The 17,580-nt window shown below is 72.7% G+C and carries 15 protein-coding genes; 7 read left to right on the forward strand and 8 right to left on the reverse strand.

Annotated elements, in window-relative coordinates; genetic code table 11:
• Positions 1 to 71: 71 nt before the first annotated feature.
• Positions 72 to 1,508, reverse strand: coding sequence for a sensor histidine kinase (locus MQN93_RS01145; RefSeq protein ID WP_242707905.1), 1,437 nt, complete (start codon positions 1,506 to 1,508; stop codon positions 72 to 74).
• A complete protein-coding gene (locus tag MQN93_RS01150; RefSeq protein WP_016432020.1) occupies positions 1,505 to 2,260 on the reverse strand; it encodes a response regulator transcription factor in 756 nt (251 codons plus the stop codon). Before MQN93_RS01150 ends, MQN93_RS01145 begins: the two co-directional genes overlap by 4 nt.
• 91 nt (positions 2,261 to 2,351) lie before the next feature.
• On the opposite strand from MQN93_RS01150, the gene MQN93_RS01155 reads away from it, so the two are divergent.
• The 4 genes from MQN93_RS01155 to MQN93_RS01170 all read left to right on the forward strand — a co-directional run bounded on the left by MQN93_RS01155 (position 2,352) and on the right by MQN93_RS01170 (position 8,239).
• Positions 2,352 to 3,689: a ferredoxin reductase family protein gene (locus tag MQN93_RS01155; protein WP_242707906.1), complete on the forward strand. Its 1,338-nt coding sequence runs from the start codon at positions 2,352 to 2,354 to the stop codon at positions 3,687 to 3,689.
• Between the two features lie 17 nt (positions 3,690 to 3,706).
• The gene (locus MQN93_RS01160; protein WP_016432018.1) at positions 3,707 to 4,105 is read left to right on the forward strand and encodes an FMN-binding protein; all 399 of its coding nucleotides are present in this window, start codon (positions 3,707 to 3,709) and stop codon (positions 4,103 to 4,105) included.
• A gap of 22 nt (positions 4,106 to 4,127) precedes the next feature.
• Entirely contained in the window at positions 4,128 to 4,850 is a 723-nt protein-coding gene (locus MQN93_RS01165) for an FAD:protein FMN transferase (protein ID WP_242707907.1), read from the forward strand.
• 251 nt (positions 4,851 to 5,101) lie between these two features.
• Positions 5,102 to 8,239 carry an ATP-binding protein gene (locus MQN93_RS01170; RefSeq protein ID WP_242707908.1) on the forward strand — a complete coding sequence of 1,046 codons (3,138 nt, stop codon included), beginning with the start codon at positions 5,102 to 5,104 and terminating at the stop codon, positions 8,237 to 8,239.
• An 8-nt stretch (positions 8,240 to 8,247) separates the two neighbouring features.
• On the opposite strand, the gene MQN93_RS01175 is transcribed toward MQN93_RS01170, so the two are convergent.
• Positions 8,248 to 9,042 carry an ABC transporter permease gene (locus MQN93_RS01175; protein ID WP_242707909.1) on the reverse strand — a complete coding sequence of 265 codons (795 nt, stop codon included), beginning with the start codon at positions 9,040 to 9,042 and terminating at the stop codon, positions 8,248 to 8,250.
• Positions 9,039 to 10,001, reverse strand: a complete 963-nt coding sequence (locus tag MQN93_RS01180) for an ATP-binding cassette domain-containing protein (RefSeq protein WP_242707910.1) — start codon at positions 9,999 to 10,001, stop codon at positions 9,039 to 9,041. Before MQN93_RS01180 ends, MQN93_RS01175 begins: the two co-directional genes overlap by 4 nt.
• A gap of 234 nt (positions 10,002 to 10,235) precedes the next feature.
• On the opposite strand from MQN93_RS01180, the gene MQN93_RS01185 reads away from it, so the two are divergent.
• Genes MQN93_RS01185 through MQN93_RS01195 form a run of 3 tightly spaced genes read left to right on the forward strand, consistent with a single transcriptional unit; the run spans position 10,236 to position 12,780 of the window.
• Complete coding sequence (locus tag MQN93_RS01185) at positions 10,236 to 11,390, forward strand: ABC transporter ATP-binding protein (protein ID WP_242707911.1); 1,155 nt, start codon at positions 10,236 to 10,238, stop codon at positions 11,388 to 11,390.
• Positions 11,387 to 12,115: an ABC transporter permease gene (locus MQN93_RS01190; protein WP_242707912.1), complete on the forward strand. Its 729-nt coding sequence runs from the start codon at positions 11,387 to 11,389 to the stop codon at positions 12,113 to 12,115. The genes MQN93_RS01185 and MQN93_RS01190 overlap by 4 nt, the downstream gene beginning before the upstream one ends.
• A complete protein-coding gene (locus MQN93_RS01195; RefSeq protein ID WP_016432011.1) occupies positions 12,112 to 12,780 on the forward strand; it encodes an ABC transporter permease in 669 nt (222 codons plus the stop codon). The genes MQN93_RS01190 and MQN93_RS01195 overlap by 4 nt, the downstream gene beginning before the upstream one ends.
• A 78-nt stretch (positions 12,781 to 12,858) precedes the next feature.
• Here the strand turns inward: MQN93_RS01195 and MQN93_RS01200 are convergent, their stop codons facing one another.
• From MQN93_RS01200 to MQN93_RS01215, 4 genes are read right to left on the reverse strand one after another with little or no spacing between them, the layout of a single operon-like run.
• Positions 12,859 to 13,461: a GTP-binding protein gene (locus MQN93_RS01200; protein ID WP_016432010.1), complete on the reverse strand. Its 603-nt coding sequence runs from the start codon at positions 13,459 to 13,461 to the stop codon at positions 12,859 to 12,861.
• On the reverse strand, positions 13,448 to 13,864 hold the full coding sequence (locus MQN93_RS01205; RefSeq protein ID WP_016432009.1) for a DUF742 domain-containing protein: 417 nt from the start codon (positions 13,862 to 13,864) through the stop codon (positions 13,448 to 13,450). The genes MQN93_RS01200 and MQN93_RS01205 overlap by 14 nt, the downstream gene beginning before the upstream one ends.
• Before the next feature lie 22 nt (positions 13,865 to 13,886).
• Complete coding sequence (locus MQN93_RS01210) at positions 13,887 to 14,366, reverse strand: roadblock/LC7 domain-containing protein (RefSeq protein ID WP_016432008.1); 480 nt, start codon at positions 14,364 to 14,366, stop codon at positions 13,887 to 13,889.
• A complete protein-coding gene (locus MQN93_RS01215) occupies positions 14,363 to 17,386 on the reverse strand; it encodes an ATP-binding protein (RefSeq protein WP_242707913.1) in 3,024 nt (1,007 codons plus the stop codon). The genes MQN93_RS01210 and MQN93_RS01215 overlap by 4 nt, the downstream gene beginning before the upstream one ends.
• Positions 17,387 to 17,580: the final 194 nt, after the last annotated feature.

Below are 17,580 nucleotides of genomic sequence, written 5' to 3' on the forward strand. Positions count from 1 at the left end.
CCGACCACGCCGGGCCGCCACGCCCGTCACGTCACCGCTCCGTAAGACCCTGCTCCCCGAGGCCCGTCACGTCACCGCAGCGGCAGCGTCACCGTGAACACCGTCGCCCCCGGACCGCCGCTCAGCCCGATCGTGCCGCCGTGCGCGCCGACCAGGGCAGAGGCGACGGACAGCCCGAGGCCGCTGCCGCCGCGGTCGCGGCTGCGGGCCTTGTCGACGCGGTAGAAGCGGTCGAAGACGCGCTCACGGTCGGCGGGCGGCACGCCGGGGCCCGCGTCCTCGACCCGCACCACCGCGCTGTCGTCCTCCTGCGCGACCCGCACCGACACCCGCGTACCGGCCGGGGTGTGCACGGCCGCGTTGGTGAGCAGGTTGTCCAGGACCTGCCGGATGCGGTGCGGGTCGATGCGCAGCTTCAGCGCGGCCGGACCGGAGGCGAGGGCCAGCGGGCGATCCGGGTGGCTCGCCCGGAAGGCGGCGGCGGCTTCCTCGACCAGCTCCACCAGGTCCGCCTCCTGCAGCCTGAGCGGCGCGTCGACCTCCGCCGCGTCGAGCCGGGCGAGCAGCAGCAGGTCGTCCAGGAGCACCCCCATCCGCGCGGCCTCCGCGCGCAGCCGCGCCAGGTGCCTGTCGCGCTCCTCGGGTGCGTTGGCGGCGGCGTACTGGAACAGGTCCGCATACCCCCGTACGGACATCAGCGGGGTGCGCAGTTCGTGCGAGGCGTCCGCGACGAAGCGGCGCAGCCGCTGCTCGGCCTCCGCGCGGACGGCGAGCGAGTCGTCGATGTGCTCCAGCATCGTGTTGAAGGCGGTGCGCAGCTCCTCGACCTCGGGGCCGCCGCCCCGCTTGTCGGCGCGCAAAGGCAGCCGTGCCGCCGACTCCGTCAGATCGTGCGACGCGATGCCGTGGGCGGTGTGCGCCATGTCGCTCAGCGGGTTCAGGCCCCGGCGCAGCATCCGCCGGCCGAACACCACCAGCGCCAGCAGCGCCAGCCCGAACGCGATCACCTGGACCGTGATGAGCCGCCGTACCGTCTCGCCGATGGCGTCCGTCGGCGCGCCGCTGACGAGGACCACCCCGGGCTTCACCTCGCAGGCGCGCAGCCGGTACTCGCCCTCGCCCGTCAGATGCGCGGTGCGCAGCATCTCGGTGTCCGCGGCGGACTGCGCCCTGGCCAGCGAGGTCAGCGGGGCGATGTCGCGGGGCAGGTCGTCCGGCTCCTCCGGCTTGCGCAGCACGGCTTTGCCGCCGGAGACGTCGTAGACCGCGTAGTACCAGTGGTAGTACTTCTTGCCCTGGAGCGTGCCGTTCTGCGCGATGCTCTTGGACTGGGCGACCTGGGCGAGCCCGAGCTGGTCGTCGAGCTGGTTCGACAGATAGTCCCGCATGTACGTCGTCAGGGCCGTGCCGACCACCGCGAACACCACCAGCGCCAGCGCCCCGAGGCCCAGCGCCAGCCGGGTACCGAGCCGCAGCCGCCGGTACGCCGCGAGCAGCCGGCCGATCACTCGCTCGCCTGCCGGACGACGTAGCCGAAGCCCCGCACGGTCTGGATCAGCGGCTCGCCGGTGCTGCCGGCGTCGAGCTTGCGGCGCAGCCGGCTGACGACCAGCTCGACGACGTTCGAACGGCCGCCGAAGCCGTACTCCCACACATGGTCGAGGATCTGCGCCTTCGTCATCACGGTGGGCGACTTGCGCATCAAAAAGCGCAGCACCTCGTACTCGGTGGGCGTGAGCGTGAGCAGCTTCTCGCCGCGCCGCACCTCGCGGGTGTCCTCGTCCATCGACAGATCCGCCACCCGCAGCACCGACCGCTGGAAGGCCGGTCCGGCGCTGCGCCGCAGCACGGTGCGCAGCCGCGCCATCAGCTCCTCCACCGCGAACGGCTTGACCAGATAGTCGTCGCCGCCCCGGGTCAGCCCCGCCACCCGGTCGGCCACCCCGTCCCGCGCGGTCAGGAACACCACCGGCACCATCGTCCCGGACCGGCGCAGCCGGTCGAGCACACCGAAGCCGTCCACGTCCGGCAGCATCAGGTCGAGCACCACGATGTCCGGGCGGAACTCGCCGGCCGTCCGCAGCGCCTCCTCACCGGAGTACGCGGTGACCGCGTCCCAGCCCTCGTAGCGGGCGACGGTCGCGACGAGATCGGCGATGGGCGGGTCGTCGTCGACGACGAGGAGGCGTACTTTTTCCACCCGCTCATAGTGCGCCACATGGCTGACAAGGCCATGTCGCGGGGCTCGCGGCAGGGACATCGATAAGGACTTGTAAGTTGTCCGACAGCTTTCCGACAGCTCCCGCCGGTCAAGCTCGTGATCCAGGACCCGATCAAGGAGCTGCCGTCCCGTGACGACCGTCCAATCACGCCCTGCGCCCCCCACGGCGATACGCCCCAGGGTGGTGGCCCGCACGGGCCTCTACGCCGTGCTGGCCGTCAACACGGCCGTGGTCGCCTACTTCTTCGCCCAGGCGGGCTTCGCCTCCAACGCGCTGATCGTCATCGGCCGCCTCTTCGGCCTCTACGGCGCCCTCGTCATGGCCTTCCAGCTGGTACTGGTGGCCCGGCTGCCGTGGCTCGACCGCCGCATCGGCATGGACCGGCTGACCTCCTGGCACCGCTGGACCGGCTTCGCCCTGCTGTGGACACTCCTCGCGCACGCCGCCTTCATCACCTTCGGCTACGCCGACGGCGCGGGCGTCGGCCCGGTCACCGAGATCGTCGACCTCGCCGAGACGACCGAGGGCGTGCTCCGCGCGATCGTCGCGTTCGGCATCCTCCTCGTGGTCGCGGCGGTCTCGGCCCGCGCCGCGCGCCGCCGGCTCGCCTACGAGACCTGGCACTTCGTCCACCTGTACACCTACGTCGCCGTGGTGCTCGCCTTCACGCACCAGGTCGCGACCGGGACGACCTTCACCGCGTCGTCCGCCGCGAGGACGTACTGGTACGGGGTGTGGGCCGTGGCGCTCGGCGCGGTCGTCCTCGGGCGGGTGGTGCTGCCGCTGTGGCGCAACGCGCGCCACCGGTTCCGGGTCGCCGCCGTCGTCCCCGAGTCCGACGACGTCGTCTCGATCCACATCACCGGCCGCGACCTCGACAAGCTGCCCGCGCGAGCCGGGCAGTTCTTCCTGTGGCGCTTCCTGACCCCCGACCGCTGGTGGCAGGCCAACCCCTACTCCCTGTCCGCCGCCCCCGACGGGCGCAGCCTGCGCCTGACCGCGAAGGCGGCCGGCGAGGGCAGCGCCGCCCTGCGCCATGTGAAGGCCGGCACCCGTGTCTTCGCCGAGGGACCCTACGGCGCCTTCACCGCCCTGCACCGCACCCGCAGCGAGTCCCTGCTGATCGCGGGCGGCGTGGGCGTCACGCCGATCCGCGCCCTGCTGGAGGACCTGGACGGCCACACGGTCGTCATCCACCGCGTCACCGCCGAACGCGACGCCGTCCTCCACGACGAGCTGCGGGAGCTGGCGATCGCCAAGGGAGCCGAAGTGCACCTGGTCACCGGCCCGCCCGTGCCCGACCGGCTGGCGCCGCGCGAGCTGGCGCGGCTGGTGCCGGACATCGCCGAGCGGGACGTCTTCCTGTGCGGGCCGCCGCCGATGATGAACGCGGTCCTGCGCACCCTCGCCGACCTCGGTGTGCCCAAGCAGCAGATCCACTTCGAGCGCTTCAGCCTGGCGGGCTGAGAGAGACGGGACAGATCATGAAGCGAGCCGTACCCGTCGTCGTCCTGAGCATCGCGGGCCTGGTCCCGGTGTGGCGCTACGAGCCCTCCCTCGGCGCCGCGACCTCCACGCCGGAGGCGGCCCCGACGCCGTCCGCGTCCGCCGGTTCCGCCTCCGGCACCGTCGTCAAGGGGACGACGATCAGGACGGAGAAGGGCCCCGTCGAGGTCCAGGTCACCTTCGACGGCGACAGGATCACCGCGGTGCGGATGCTGCAGCAGCCGAACCATCCGCAGACGACCGCTGCCGTGCCGAAGCTGGTCGCGGAGACGCTGACGGCGCAGAGCGCGGACATCGACACGGTGTCCGGAGCGACCATCACGAGCGAGGCCTACAAGGAGTCCCTGCAGGCGGCGATCGACGCGAAGGGTGCCTGAGGTGCGCCGGGTCGAGCACGTCATGGGATTTCCCGTCTCGCTGCGCGTCGACGACGAGGACGTGCCCGTCGCCCGGGCCGCCGACGCCGTCTTCGCATGGCTGCGCGAGGTCGACGCACGGTTCAGCCCCTTCCGGGCCGACAGCGAGGTGTCCCGCTACGACCGGGGAGACCTGGAGCGGCACCAACTGAGCGACGACCTCGTGGAGGTGCTGGACCTGTGCGAGCACTACCGCCTCGCCACAGGCGGCGCGTTCGACGTACGGCTGCCGGGGCGCGGGCTCGACCCGTGCGCGGTGGTCAAGGGGTGGTCGGTGCAGCGGGCCGCGGACCTGCTGACGGCTGCCGGGGCACAGCGGTTCGTCCTCAACGCGGGCGGCGACGTGGTCGTCTCCGGCGGGCCCTGGCGGGTCGGCGTACGCCACCCCGAACACGCCGACAAGCTGTGCACCGTACTGGAGTTGACCGACGCCGCGGTGGCCACCTCCGCCCGCTACGAACGCGGCAACCACATCCTCGACGCCCGCACGGGCCACCCGGCGACGGGACTTCTCGCCATGACGGTCGTGACGCCCACCTTGACGGAGGCGGACGCGGTCGCCACGGCCGCCTTCGCGATGGGTGCCGAGGGGATCGGGTGGGCTGCCTCGTTGCCGGGGTGTGAGGTGTTCGCTGTGGATGGCGAGGGGAGGGTGCTGCGCACCGGGGGCTTTCCGGCGGTCCGCGGGAGTACGGCCGCGGCGTGATCGCTCGCGGCGGCCGCACCCGAGGCCCGGAGGCCGGCTGCTCGGGGTGACGGTCGCAGGCGTCGACCGTGACGGAGGGGGACGCCGTTGTCACGGCTGCGTTCGCGATGGGGGTGGAGGGGATCGGGTGGGCTGCCTCGTTGCCGGGGTGTGAGGTGTTCGCTGTGGATGGCGGGGGGAGGGTGCTGCGCACGGAGGGGTTTCCGGTCGCCGCGTGACCGGTCGCGTCCGGTGCTGATTAACCTGACGCGGTGACCATCGAGCTGACGTTGCTGACGTCCGTCGCTCACCGGGGGCGGGAGATCACCGCGCCCCGGTTGCGGGGGCTGCTCGCGTTGCTGGCCGGGGAGTTGCGGGCGGGCTGCAGCACCGGGCGGCTGGTCGACGGGCTGTGGGCGGACGAGCAGCCGGACAACCCCGTCAAGGCGCTGCAGATTCTCGTCTCGCGGGCCCGGCGGCAGCTCGGTGCCGAGGTCGTCGTCAGCACCCCCGCCGGCTACCGCCTGGGCCTGCGTGAGGATCAGGTCGACGCGGGTGCCGTCCGGCTGTACGCCGCCGCGGCCGACGGGAAGGCACGCGACGGGGACCACGCGGGGGCCCTCGTCGAGGCCGAGCGGGGGCTCGCCCTGTGGGAGGGTGCCGCCGTCGGGGAGGAGGCCGCGCCCGGCGACCCCGTGGGCGAACTGCGCGCCGCACGCGCTGGGACGTATCACGCGCTGGTCCGCTCCCGCGCGCTCGCGCTGGCCCGCACCGGCCGCCGGGCCGAGGCGGCGGGCCCGCTCGCCGAGCTGGCCCGGGCCCGGCCCCGCGACGAGGAACTGCTGCTGGAGCTGATGCGCTGCCAGTCGGCCACCGCAGGCCCGGCCGCCGCCCTTGCCACCTACGACGCCCACCGGCGCCGCCTGCGCGACGAACTCGGCACCGACCCCGGACCCGCCCTCCAGGAGCTGCACCAGGAACTCCTGCGCGGCGAGGCCCCCGTCGTACGGCGCGGCGTCCCGCACGAACCCAACCCGCTGCTCGGCCGGGACGACGACATCGCCGCCGTGACCCGGCTGCTGCACGGCGCCCGGGTCACCTCGGTCGTCGGACCCGGCGGGCTCGGCAAGACCCGCCTCGCGAGCGCCGTCGCACGCGACGCCGAGCAGCGCGTCGTCCACCTCGTGCCACTCGCCGGTGTCCGCCGGGACGCCGACGTCGCGGCCGAGGTCGGCTCCGCGCTGGGCGTCGGCGAGAGCCTGCGACCCGGCGCCGGGGGCGACGTCGTCACCGGCATCCTGGGCGCGCTGGGTCCCGGGCCCGCCCTGCTCGTCCTCGACAACTGCGAACAGGTCGTCCAGGGAGTCGCCGACCTCGTCCGCACGCTCGTCTCGCGCACCCGTGACCTGCGCGTCCTCACCACCAGCCGCGCGCCCCTGGGCCTGTCCTCCGAGACGGTGTACCCGCTGCCGGAGCTCGATCTCGCCACCACCGTCGAGCTGTTCGAGCAGCGTGCCCGCGCCGCCCGCCCCGGGATCGACCTGCCCGCCGACGCAGTGGCCGCGCTGTGCCGGCGCCTCGACGGACTGCCACTGGCCACCGAACTCGCCGCCGCGCGCGTACGCGTGATGTCGGTCGCCGAGATCGCCGCCCGTCTGGAGGACCGGTTCGCCCTGCTCAGGGGCGGCCCCCGCGACGCACCGCAGCGCCACCGCACCCTGCACGCCGTCGTCGACTGGAGCTGGAACCTCCTCGACGACGACGGACGGTCCGCCCTGCGTGCCCTGTCCGTCGTCCCGGACGGCTTCACCGCCGGGACCGCGGGACAACTCCTCGGCAGGACCGACGTGTTGGAGGTCCTGGAGGACCTCGTCGACCAGTCCCTGCTCAGGGTGACCGACACGCCGTACGGGACCCGCTTCCGGCTGCTGGAGACCGTACGGGAGTTCGCCGCGGCCCACCGCGAGCGGGCCGGGGAGGACGCCGCCGTCACCGACCGGTTCCTCGACTGGGCACGGCAGTTCGGCGTCGCCCACCACGACGGCCCCTTCGGCCCCGACCCCCTCGCCTCCTGGCAGCTGATCCGCGCCGAACAGGACAACCTCGTCCACGCGTTGCGGCTCGCGCTCGCCCGCGAGGACCTCGACTCCCTGGCCGCGGTCGCCGCGGTGCTCGCCGGACTGTGGAGCACGGAGGCCAACTACCCACGCCTGATCGCCCTCGGCGAGGACTGCGCCCGGCCCCTGTCGCACTACCGGCCCGGCCCCGCACACGTCGAACCGGCCCGCACCGCGGCCACCCTGCTGGCCACCAACCTGTTCATGGGCATGGGGTCCGGCGCGGCCCGCAGCCTGGTCACCCTGCGCCGGCTGCCGCCCGCCGAGCCCGACACGATGGTGCGGGCCATGGCGACCGTGCTGTGCGCCTTCCCGCGGGTACTGACGGACCACGCCGCCCTGAACGCCCTGTGCGACAGCGGGAGACCGCTCCTCGCGGGCGTCGCCAACTGCGTCGCCGGCTATGTGTGGGAGAACGAGAACCGGCCCGACCGCGCCCTCGCCGCCGCCCGCCGCATGGTCGAGGCCCTCGGCGACCGGGACGTCCCGCTGCTGCGGATCTGGCCCGCCTCCCGGCTCGCCGAACTCTGTCTGCGCAGCGAGCGCGGCGCCGAGGCGGTGGTGCATCTGCGGGCGGCGCTGGACACCCTGGAGAGCCTTGGCGCCTGGCACGACGCGATCGGCATCCGGTGGGGCATGATGCTCGCCCATCTGCAGACCGGTGACCTGGACGCGGCCGAGCACTGGCTGGAGGAGGCCCTGAAGCACCAGCCGGAGGGCGCGGGTCCCGACATCTTCACCCCCGACCTGGGCGCCCGCGCCGAGATGGCCCTCGCGCGCGGCGACGTCGAGACCGGGCTCGGGCTGTGGCGCCGGGCCCTGCAACGGCTGGAGCAGGGCCGCACCCCGCCGCTCGCCGGCGACGAACTCCACCTGGAGGGCTGGGTGCTGGAGCTCCAGTCGGTCGCCCTGACCGCCCACGCCCGGCACGGCCGTACCGACCTCGTGGCCCCGCTCGCCGCCGCGCTCCTCGGCCGCCTCACCGCCCTGCTCACCCACCGCGGGTCCCGGTCGCCCTCGTCCACGGCCGAGTTCCCGGTGTGCGGCACGCTGCTGCTCGCCCTCGGGGCGGCCGCCCTGGCCGAAGGCGAGGGCGGGCGCGGGGCCCGTCTGGTCGCGCTCGCCGAACGGTTCCGCGCGCTGCGCAACTTCCAGCCGACCATGTCCTCGGCGCGCGCCCGCGAGGAGGCCGTCGACGCCGGCGGGGCGGCCTACGAGGACGCGGTGGCCTCGTACGCCGCCCTGGACGGGGAGGGACTGCGGCAAGCGGCGCTCGGCGCGGTCACGGCCTGACCAGCGGTTCAGCGGGTGTCGCGGTCGAACAGGCGGAGCGACCACACGAACCCGAGGACCGTGATCCCGAGGCTCCACGCCACGGCCATCCAGCCGTTGTGGCCGATCTGCGTGCCCGTCAGCAGTCCGCGCACGGTCTCGATGACGGTCGTGAACGGCTGGTACTCGGCGAACCAGCGGATCCACGACGGCATCGAGTCGACCGGCACGAACGTGCTGCTGACGAAGGGCAGCAGGAACGCGACCGGCAGCGGGGCGTTGCTCGCGCCCTCGGGCGTCTTGCTGATCAGCCCCAGGGCGACCGAGAGCCAGGTCAGCCCGAGCACGAACAGGACGAGCAGCCCGCCCGCGGCCAGCCACTCCCCGTAACCCGCGTCGGGGCGGAAGCCGATCGCGAGGGCGACCGCGGTCACCAGGACCAGGTTGATCACCGTCTGGATGACCGATCCGACGACATGGCCGACCAGGATCGACGGCCGGGAGATCGCCATCGTACGGAACCGGGCCACGATGCCCTCCGCCATGTCCGTGCACACGGCGACCGCGGTGGGCACCGATCCGGTGCCCGCGGTCATCAGCAGGATGCCGGGCACGAGATAGGCGAGGTAGGCGGTGCGGCCGCCGCCCTGGCCGATGCCCGTGCCGAGTGCGTCCCCGAAGACGTACACGAACAACAGCAGAAGGAAGACGGGGATGAGGGCGACCTGGAGCGTCATCGAGGGGTAGCGGCGGGCGTGCAGCAGGTTGCGCCGCAGCATGGTGAGCGAGTCGCGGGCGTGGAGGACGTGGACGTTCGTACTCATCGGGTCTGCACCTTCTCGTGGCCGGGGCGGTCGGTGACCGCGAAGAAGACGTCGTCGAGGTCGGGGGTGTGGACGGTCAGGGAGTCCACCTCGACCGAGGCGTTGTCGAGCGCGTCGAGCAGCGCCCGCAGGGTGTGCACGCTGCCGTCGCCCGGCACCTGGAGGGTGAGCGCCTCGTCGTCGCGCACTCCCGTGCCCAGCACCTCGGCGGCACGGCCGAGCTGGGCCGGATCGAGGAACCGGAGGCGGACGTGGCCGCCGGGGACCAGCCGCTTCAGCTCCTCGGCCGTGCCCTCGGCGACGATCCGGCCGCCGCTGAGGACCGCGATGCGGTCGGCGAGCTGGTCCGCCTCCTCCAGGTACTGGGTGGTGAGGAAGACGGTGACCCCGCCGGCGACCAGGTCGCGGACGATCTGCCACACCGCGTGCCGTGCGCTCGGGTCGAGGCCGGTCGTCGGCTCGTCGAGGAAGATCACATCGGGGGAGCCGATCAGGGTCATCGCGATGTCGAGGCGCCGCCGCATGCCGCCGGAGTAGGTGGCGGCGGGCTTCCTCGCGGCGTCCACCAGGTCGAAGCGGTCCAGGAGTTCGGCGATGATCCGCCTGCCCTCGTGGCGGTCCAGATGGTGCAGGTCCGCCATCAGCGCCATGTTCTCCTCGCCGGTGATCAGGTTGTCGACGGCCGAGAACTGGCCGGTGACACCGATCGCGGCGCGCACGGAGTGCGGGTCGGCGGCCAGGTCGTGCCCGGCGACCCGGGCGGCGCCGCCGTCGGCGCGGATCAGGGTGGAGAGGATCTGCACGGTGGTGGTCTTGCCGGCGCCGTTCGGGCCGAGCAGCGAGAAGACCGAGCCCCGAGGGACGGTGAGGTCGATGCCGTCGAGGACGACCTTGTCGCCGTAGGCCTTGCTCAGGCCGGTGACGTCGATGGCGGCTGATGCCGGGTGCGTCGGGTTCATGCCGCAGAGCGTGCCGGGGGCCGGATTCAGTACGGCTTCACGGCGGTTTCAGCGCGGTGGGCGGGCCGAAACCGTGCGCACCCGGTTCGCGCGCACCCCCGGACCGGGCGCAATTTCGCCAGACGCCCGCAGAATTACTGCAACACAGTCGGTCTAGACTCTCCCCCCAACGGCCCGCTTGACCGAGGCCACCGTGCGGACGGCCTCTGCCAGACCCGAAGGGTATTCGGCGTTTTGATACGGATAGATTCAGTCACCAAGCGGTACCCCGACGGCACGGTCGCGGTGGACAACCTCTCGCTGGAGATACCCGACCGGTCCATCACCGTCTTCGTCGGCCCCTCGGGCTGTGGCAAGACGACGACCCTGCGGATGATCAACCGGATGATCGAGCCGACCGAGGGCAGGATCCTGCTCGACGGCAAGGACCTCGCCCAGCAGCCGGTGAACACACTGCGCCGCTCCATGGGCTACGTCATCCAGAACGCGGGGCTCTTCCAGCACCGCACGATCGTCGACAACATCGCGACCGTGCCCCGGCTGCTCGGCTGGAGCAAGGACAAGGCACGGGCGCGGGCCCGGGAGCTGATGGACCGGGTCGGGCTCGACGGCGCGCTCGCCAAGCGGTACCCGTACCAGCTCTCCGGCGGACAGCAGCAGCGCGTCGGAGTCGCGCGGGCGCTCGCCGCGGATCCCCCGGTCCTGCTGATGGACGAGCCGTTCTCGGCCGTCGACCCGGTGGTGCGCAAGGGACTGCAGGACGAACTGCTGCGCATCCAGGAGGAGTTGGGCAAGACCATCGTCTTCGTCACGCACGACATCGACGAGGCGGTGAAGATCGGCACCAATGTCGCCGTGATGCGCACCGGCGGCCACCTCGCCCAGTTCGCGCCGCCCGCCGAGCTGCTGTCCAACCCCGCGGACGACTTCGTCGAGGACTTCCTCGGCGCGGACCGCGGCATCCGGCGGCTCTCCTTCTTCTCCACCGCGGACCTCGGCCTGCTCACCACCCCGATCGTGGCCGTCGACTCCACCGCCGAACAGATCAGCGAGCGCAGCGCAGGCGACGTACCGTATCTGCTCGTCACGGACGTGGAGGGCAAGCCGCTCGGCTGGAGCGAACCGGCACGGCTGACCGCGGGCGCCGTCGACCCCGAGCGGCTGCTGCCGTACGGGCGGCCCTTCGAGCACGGCAAGGAGTCGCTGCGCGCCGCGCTCGACGGCGCCGTGCTCTCGCCCACCGGCTGGGCCGTGGCGGTGAGCGCCGACGGCCGGGTCACCGGCGTCGTCTCGCAGCAGACCATCGGCGAGGCGATCCGTGCCGCGCACGCCGAGGGCGACCCGGACGGACGGACCGACGGACGCACCGACGCGAAGGTCGCGGGATGAACGGCGGCATCTTCGACATACCCAGCGACCTGCAGAACACCTACTGGGGTCTGGTCGGCCTGCATCTGCGCCTCGCCCTGATCCCGGTCGTGGCCGGGCTGCTGGTGGCGCTGCCGATCTCCCAGCTGTGCGTGATGCTGCGCTGGCTCTACCCGCCGGTGCTGTGGGTGACGACGATCCTGTACGCGATCCCGTCGCTGGCCTTCTTCGTCGTCCTCATCGACTACACCGGCCAGACCGAGCTGACCGTGATGATCCCGCTCGGCGTCTACAGCCTGGTGGTGTTCGTCCCGGCGATCGTGGACGGTGTGCGGTCCGTGCCGCAGGAGACGCTCGACGCCGCCACCGCGATGGGACTCGGTCCCTGGCGCCGCTACTTCCAGGTGCAGTTGCCCATCGCCGCGCCCGCGATCATCGCGGGGCTGCGGGTGGCGACGGTCTCCAGCATCTCCCTGGTCAGCGTCGGCATGCTGATCGGCAACCAGGGCGGGCTCGGCAACCTGCTCAACGACGGCATGATCTACCACCAGCCGCGCCTGGTCTGGCTGTCCGTGATCGGCACGGCCGTCCTCGCCATCCTCGCGGACGCCTTCCTGGTCCTCGTACGCATCCTGGTCACGCCCTGGATGCCGCGCGGCAACCGCAAGCCCCGTCCCGTCGACGAACCCGAGCCCGAGTCCCGGCCCGAACCGGCAGCCGCAGCACTGGAGGACGCCGTCCGATGAACGTCCTCCACTTCATCAACGCCTTCTTCAGCGACAGCGCCCACTGGCACGGCTACGACGGCATCCCCACCCGGATGCGCGAGCACATCCAGTACTCGCTGATCGCGCTGGCCATCGCCGCCGCCATCGGCCTGCCCGTCGGCCTGCTCACCGGACACACCGGACGCGGCGGCAACACCGTCGCCTTCGTCGCCACCGCGGGGCGCGCCCTGCCCAGCTTCGGCCTGCTGGTGCTGATGTTCGTGCTCCTCGGGCTCGGACTGACGCCGGTGATGATCCCGCTGGTCGTCCTCGCCATCCCGCCGATCCTGGTCACCACCTACGAGGCGGTGCGCTCCGTCGACCCGTCCCCGGTGGACGCGGCACGCGGCATGGGCATGGCCGAGTCACGGATCCTGTTCAACGTCGAACTCCCGGTCGCGCTCCCGCTGATCCTCAGCGGACTGCGCTCGGCGGCCATCCAGATCGTCTCGACCGCCACCATCGCCGCGTACGTCTCGCTCGGCGGCCTCGGCCGGTACATCGTCGACGGCCTCTACCAGCGCAACTACGAGAAGGTGGTGGGCGGTGCGACACTGGTCGCCGTCCTGGCCCTGGTGACGCTCGGCTTCTTCTGGGCGGTGGCCCGCTTCACGGTGTCGCCCGGCGTACGCCGCAGCAGCTGACGCACCCCGAAGACCGCGGGCCCGGGGCGGATCCTCCATCCGCCCCGGGCCCGCACCCTTCTCACCGCCGCGTGCGCGTCACGCCTCCGTGCGGGCCAGCGCCTGCTCCAGTACGACGAGCAGCGCGTCCCGCACCGAGCCCCGCTCGCGCGCGTCGAACACCACCACCGGGACGCGCTCGGCGACGTCGAGCGCCCAGCGCACCTCCTCCAGGCTGTGCTCCACCTTCCCGTCGAAGGCGTTGACGGCGACGGCGAACGGGATCTGCCGGTGCTCGAAGTAGTCGACGGCCGCGTAGCAGTCGTCGAGGCGGCGGGTGTCCACGATGACCAGGCCGCCGACCGCGCCCTCCACGATGTCGTCCCACATGAACCCGAACCGCTCCTGGCCGGGCGTGCCGAACAGATACAGCTTCAGGGTCGGGTCGATGGTGATGCAGCCGAAGTCCATCGCCACCGTGGTCGTGGTCTTGCGCGGGGTGTGGCTCAGATCGTCCACGCCCGCCGCGACCTCCGTGATGGCGGCCTCGGTCGTCAGCGGCTCGATCTCGGAGATGGAGCCGACGGCGGTGGTCTTGCCCACGCCGAAACCGCCCGCGATCACCAGCTTCACCGGCAGCGGTGGTCTGACGGCGGCCACCGGGGCGGCCGCGACGCGCGCGGCCGGATCAGTCCGAGTCACGGATTACCCCTCGGGAGTCGGGGATGGCACGCAGGGCCTCGATGACCCTGCGCAGTACGGAGGCGTCGTGGATGACGCCGGAGTCGGGCACGTGCACCACCAGGTATCCGGCGGCGCGCAGATCCTCGGCGAGGACCCGGGCCACGTTCAGATGCAGCCGCAGCCGGGCCGCGAGTTCCGCGATGGACTGCGGCTGCCGGCAGGCGGCGACGATGTCGTGCTGCTCGAAGGAGAGCCCGTCGAGCACGGCGAGACCCTCGGTGGTCGCCACCACCTGGGTCTCGACCGGTACCGGCCGGCCGGCCGCCGTCGGCGCCACCCGGCCCGCGGTGACCAGGAACGGCCGTACGGCGGGGGCGGGGCCGACCGGGTCCGGGCCCGGAGGTGGGGTGCCGTCCGCCATGAGGTCGTCGTCCGTCCCTCGCTCAGAGAGCCGTGGGGGAGCCGACGCTGTTCTTCAGCGCGAGCACCAGCTGCGGGCTGAGCGCGTTGCCGGCCCGGTTGGCGAACAGCGTCATCTCGTAGGCGATGTTGCCCAGCTTGGCCTCCTTGTCGGTGACCACGCCGAGGACGGCGCCGCTGCCGATCGCGGAGACCAGGACGTGTCCGCCCTCCAGGTCGATGATGACCTTGTTGAGGCCGCCCAGGCCGTAGTTGCCGGACGCGCCGGCGGCCAGGCTGGTGATGCCGGAGACGATCGCGGCCAGCCGCTCGGAGTCCGCGTGCTCGCGCAGCTCGGAGACCGCGATCAGCAGTCCGTCCGAGGACACGGCGATGGCGTCCACGACACCCGCGGTCTCCGTGGCGAAACGATTGAGCAGCCAGGTGAAGTCGGCTGCAGCGGCCTGCAGTTCGGCATGCGTGGTGGCTCCCGCGTCGGGAGTGTCACCTGTCGACGTGCTCACTGCTCGGCTCCTTCCGGGAGGTGGTTCTGGTCCTGCGGGTCGGTGGTCGCGGGCCGGCCGTCGGCGCTGTCGCGGTTCGCCCGCTCCACGGCCGCCTCGAACTCGTCGAGCGCGCTGCGTACGGCGTCCGGGTCGGCGGGGCGCGGGGCCTGCCGCGCCGCGTGCTGGGCGGCGTCGACGGTCGTACGAAGAGTGGCACCGCGGACGCGGCGGCGCAGCGGGCGGGAGGTGCCGTCGCCGGCCGGGGCGGACACCGTTGTCGCGCCGGATTCGGCCTCGGACGACGATACCTGCCGCTCAACCCTGTCCCGGCGGACGGGTGTTGCGTCCTCGGCGCGGCCGTGAGCCTCGGCTGCCGCCGGCTCACGGCGGGGCAGGCGCCGCGGCAGCGGCTTCGGCCGCCCACCGCTCGCGGAGACGTCATCCGCCACCCCGAAACCCTCCTCGACGGCAACGGACGGATGGGGGCCCGGCTCACCGCCGGGACGAGCACCGCGACCCGGAGCGTCCCCATGGTCTCCGGCACCCACCGGGGTGCTTGCGGCACCTCGCGCCTGCGGGCCGATCCTCGGCGGCAGGGCGGCGGCCCCTGTGCCCGGGGTCTGCAAGTCTGCCTCGCCGGCCTTTGTGCCGGTGGTCGACGGCAGGTCGCCTGCACCTGGGGTGCCCGGGGCCGGCGCGCCGCTCGCGGCAGGCTGTGCGCCGGTGCCGGTGCCGGTGCCGGTGCCGGTGTCGGTGGTCGACGGCAGGCTTGTGGCGGCTGCTGCGCGGGGGGCCTGCGTGGTGCCTGCGGTGGCCCCCGTGCCGGGGGTCTGTGCGTCGGCCGCGGCAGCCCGCGTGCCCGGGGCGGACGGCAGGTCGCCTGCACCTGGGGTGCCCAGGGCCGGTGCGCCGCTCGCGGCAAGGTGGGTGTCGGTGGTCGGCGGCAGGCTTGCGGTGGCACCCGTGCCGATGGTCGGCGGGGTGCCTGCCGTGGTCCCCGTCGGTGCGCCGCTTGCGGCAGCACCCGTGTTGGGGGTGGGGGTCAGGGGGCTCATGGCCAGGAGGAGGGAGGACGGTACCGTCACCTCGGCCGTGAGGCCGCCCCCCGGGGTGCGGGAGAGTTCGACCGCGACGTCCCAGCGGCGCGCCAGGGTGCCGACCACGAACAGGCCGAGCACCTTCGTCGGCACCAGGTCGAGACGCTCGCGGCGGATCAGGCGGGCGTTCTCCTCGGCGAGCCGCTCGGCGCTCATGCCGAGGCCGTGGTCGGAGATGACGATGGTGGCGCCCCCCGACGGCGAGGCGTCCAGGCCGGAGGCGTCGCGTACGTACACCTCGACGGGGCTGCCCGCGGGCGAGAACGACACCGCGTTCTCCAGCAGTTCGGCGATCATCAGGGTCAGGTCGCCGATGATGTCCGGCTCCACCAGGACCTCGGTGCGCGCATGCAGCTGCACCCGCTGGAACCCCTCGATCTGACCGAGCGCCGCGCGCACCACGTTGGTGAGCGTGGTGGGCCCTGAGTCGAGGACGGTCTCGCGGATGCCGGCGAGCAGCATCAGGCTGTCCGCGTTGCGGCGCAGACGCACCGCGATGTGGTCGATGGAGTAGAGCCGCTCCAGCAGCGCCGGGTCGGTCTCCCCGCGCTCCACCGCGTCGATCAGCGCGAGCTGGCGGGTGGTGAGGTTGCTGACGCGCCGGCCGACGTTGCCGAACATCTCGGCGACGTTGCGCCGGCTGAGCACCTGCCGCTCCAGCAGCGCGATCGAGGTGGTCTGCACGCGGTTGAACACCTCGGCCAGCTCACCGATCTCGTCGCGCGCGGTGACCGGCATCTCGCGCAGCCTGGGCGGCCCCGCGTCCTCGGCGTCGTCGTCTGCGACGCGGGCGAGCTCGCGGCCCGCCACGTCGGCGACCTCCTGCGCGGCCCCGGTCAGGGCCTGCACCGGCCGCACCACCGAGCGGCGCACCAGCACCGAGAAGGCGAGCCACAGGACGAAGCCCAGCAGGGCCGCGGCCAGCAGCAGACCCGCGCGCCACCACGCCTCGGTGGACGAGCGGTCCGCGGTGTCGGCGATCTGGTCGATCAGCGACGAGGTGATCTTCAGCCGGCCGGCCGCCTGTTGCGGATAGGCGGGGTAGTCGGCCAGCGCGTTCTGGAACGCCGCCTTGATCTGCGCCGGTGTGGTCGCCTGCAGGGTGCTGGGCGCGACCTGGAGCTCGGCGTAGGCCTCGGCGATCTTCTGCTGGGCGGCGCTGTGCTCGATGCCGGAGAGCTCGTCGGCCTGCCGCTCGGTGGCGAACCGCGCGAAGCGTTCCGCCTGGGTGGTGTAGAGCTGGTACGCGCCCACGGCGGTGGTGAACTCGATCTGGGCGTTGGTGTCACCGGTCGTCGCGGAGAACACCCCGGTCTCGAAGGAGCCGTGCGCGGCGTCGGCGCGCAGCAGCGAGTCCAGCAGGTTGCCGGTGAAGGTGGCGGCGAGCCCCTCGTTGCGGTCCAGGCTCAGACCGGCGATCACGGTCCTGGCGGCGTTGTCGTAGGCCGGGTCGATATTGCTCGCGGGCAGATAGCTCTGCTCGACGGTGCCGCGCAGGCTGGTCAGGCCCTCGACCTCCTTGAGCGCCTGCGTCTCGCCGTCCGGCAGTGTGTCGCCGAAGCTGTCGCGCACCTTCGCGACCTGGGCGTCGACCGCCTTCTGCGCCTTGCGGTAGTCGGAGAGCGTGGACTTCGTGCCGCCGCCGGCCTCGTAGCGCACGGCGAGCAGGATCGCGAGCTGGTGCTCGGCCTCGATCTTGTTGACCAGGGAGGCGACCTGCTCGCTGTTGCGCACGAGGTCCGCGGCGGAGGCCGCGTCCCGGGCCTGGCCCACCTGGCCGGCGATCAGATAGGAGAGCAGGACGGCCACGACGGCGAGGGGGACGCCGACCAGAAGATTGAGCTTGCGACGGAAGGGCCACCGGTCGGCGAAGCCTCGTATGCCGCCCCTGGATGGCGACGGGGCCGGCCGGACCGGCGCGTCCACCTCGGTCGTGGACACCGGACCTCCTTCATGAGGGGTCTCATCCCGCGCAACCACGCGGATGCGGATGATGACTGATTCTGATCGTTGGGGATGGTGCACGACGGCACCGCAGTGACCGCCGTGGCCGCGGTGACCGACGCCAACTGCCGTGAGACTACCGCCTCATTGAACGATCAAGACCGTCGCCCTAAGTCAAGAATCCATTACAA

The organism is Streptomyces spinosisporus (genome assembly GCF_022698145.1).
GTDB classification, from domain to species: Bacteria; Actinomycetota; Actinomycetes; order Streptomycetales; family Streptomycetaceae; genus Streptomyces; species Streptomyces spinosisporus.